The 2734-nt window shown below is 39.4% G+C and carries 2 pseudogenes; both read left to right on the top strand.

Annotated elements, in window-relative coordinates:
* Positions 1-321 precede the first annotated feature (321 nt).
* A pseudogene (locus AAOP42_RS00880) lies at positions 322-1140 on the top strand (tyrosine-type recombinase/integrase); the annotation flags it as partial.
* Positions 1137-2285: pseudogene (locus AAOP42_RS00875) on the top strand (IS91 family transposase). The pseudogenes AAOP42_RS00880 and AAOP42_RS00875, both read left to right, overlap by 4 nt.
* Positions 2286-2734: the final 449 nt, after the last annotated feature.

Below are 2734 nucleotides of genomic sequence, written 5' to 3'. Positions count from 1 at the left end.
ACATATAGCGTAAGAGATGAAAATAAGCTAACTTTATTATCCATAAATTTAATCTTTAGGGGTTTGACTTTGATTTTGACTTATTAAGTTAATCCCCTTTAGATTGTTACATGGATACTAAAATGAATATGCGAACTGAGCCATCTGAAATGACAATGCGAAACAGCAACTTCAGTGCTTTCTAGCAACTGGGGCGCATACTCATTTTAGTTGGACGTTGCACGAAACCTCCTTACGTCGGTAGTTGTCTGAGATTGATTAACTTGATAGTACAAATTATAAGTTAATCAATATGAAAAAAAACAGAGATTACGCGAACAATTTGTAGAGGAACTACAAGTTCGCAATTACAGTCCACGGACAGTTAAGTCGTATCTAAACATGCTCATTCAGATGAGTATGTACTTCCAGAGATCCCCTGAGTTGGTCAGTATGGAAGAGTTCAAGTCCTATCTTTTTTATTGCAAAGACAAGAAGGGTCGTTCCAATTCCTTTCTTAATCAAACGATCAGTGCACTCAAAATACTCCGTCAAGATGTTTTGGGTTTGGATTGGGATACAGGCGTGAAGATTAGGCGTCCAAGACGCAACCACCAATTACCAGTCATTTTATCTAAACAGGAGGTCAAATCACTGATAGATAGTACTTCAAATATCAAGCATAAATTAATACTTGCTATGCTTTATTCTACCGGTATGCGCAGGGAAGAGTTGCTCAATTTACGACTTGTAGATATAGACAGGGATCGGATGATCATCAGAATCGTTCATGGCAAAGGCAACAAGTCCAGAGATGTTTTGCTGGCTCATAAAACACTAGAGTTATTAATCCTTTACTATAAATCCACTTATCCCAAGCCGATCAGTTATGTTTTTGAGGGAGCAGGTCAGCCAGGGCAACCCTATTCAGCTACCTCTGTGGGTAAAATCGTAAAGCGGGCACAACTTAGGGCAGGCATTAAAAAGTATATTTCCCCCCATAGTCTCAGGCACGCATTTGCGACCCATATGCTAGAGCAAGGAACCAATCTCAAATTGATACAGAAACTACTAGGGCACAGATCGATGAGTTCAACGATGGTCTATCTACATGCAGCGGCCATTGATCCTTCTGTCAAAAGTCCTATTGACCTGCCATGAATGCGCTCAATCGAAGACATCCATGTGATCTTGCTCACATACTCGATGCGTATGGTGAGCAGTTTTAGGTCAAACATCAGTTGTGCCCAGACCAAATGAAGGCTTTTTATGCTATTCGGCAATGTAGGACAGCAGCGATGGGTGGCCATGTGAATCGATGTGATAACTGTCATCATACACGTATCGCTTACAATTCTTGTAGGAATAGAAATTGCAACAAATGCCAGTATATAAAACAGCTGATATGGGTAGATAAACTTGAAGCTCAACTACCGGTCTGTAGGTATTTTCATATGGTTTTTACCATCCCATCTGAGCTACATAAGCTCTTTTATATCAATCAGCGCCTTTGCTATGACTTGCTCTTCAAGGCAACAGCGCAGAGTTTACAAAAGGTAAGTAGCAATCCCAAATTTCTGGGTGCACAAACAGGAGCGGTAGCCCTGTTACATACCTGGGGACAGGCCTTGACCTATCATCCACATATCCACATGATCATCCCTGCGGGTGGTTTGTCTGATGATGGAGCCGAATGGATCAATACACGCAAGAATTTTTTCTTACCAGTAAAGATTTTGTCCAAAATATTTAGGGGAGTCTTATGGAGTATGTTAGAGAAACATCTGGTATCGGATAAAATCAAAATCCCTGATGATATGCCCTCTTTTGTAGCATTGAAAAAACAACTCTATCAGAAAAACTGGAATGTTTATGCAAAGAAATCCTTGGCAGGACCTCAATCTGTTCTTAGGTATCTTGGCAGGTACACACACAGAGTAGCCATAAGCAACAGTAGAATCAAAGCCGTTGAAAATGGAAAAGTGACCATAGCATGGAAAGATTATAGAATTGATCTCAAAAACAGACTGCTCACCATGGAAGCAGAAGAGTTTATAGGCAGGTTTATGCGACATGTCTTACCTTCTGGGTTTTACAAAATCAGGTATTATGGTCTATTAGCTTCTGCTAATACCAGCAAAAAACAACAATGTGTTGCCTTGATCAACCAACCCGTTTACACTTCCTTACTAGCCGGAATGTCGACCAAACAAGTACTGGTCATTGTTATTGGAAAAGACCCAGATCAATGTTCCAAATGCAAGAAAGGAAAAATGCTACCACACACGATACTTGATCCTGTGTAACCACCTAATCAATGAAAGTTCATTGACTTACTGTATCCTCTTTAAAGCTAAATAATTGGCAGGGAGAAGTATGTCCAACCAGGAATGACCAATGAGAACAATGAATAAAACCATAACACAAAACCACTGCTCTCACTCCAATATTAAGAGAAATAAAAGTATAAATACCCATAGTCACACTGCTCACGGTATCGTCCAACAGAGTTTTACATAATATTTGCCCACAGCAAATCCACTAACAATACTACCATCCCAAATCAACATATTACCCTTTTAACTTATCTTTAGGCAAACATTATATAAAACACTATTGGAACTGCTACATTTGACAGGACAGTAAGTTAAGCTCGTTAAGCTAAATTTACATAAGATGAAACAAGAAAGAAGACACTTCGATAAGGAGTTCAAAATGATGGCAGTAAATCTGTGTTTGACAGGGAAGTCAACCA

It is taken from the genome of Reichenbachiella sp. MALMAid0571, assembly GCF_040151475.1.
Taxonomy (GTDB): Bacteria; Bacteroidota; Bacteroidia; order Cytophagales; family Cyclobacteriaceae; genus CAXBNB01.
The sequence above is the reverse complement of the archived record's forward strand: the minus strand, read 5'-3'. Positions and strand labels throughout refer to the sequence as shown.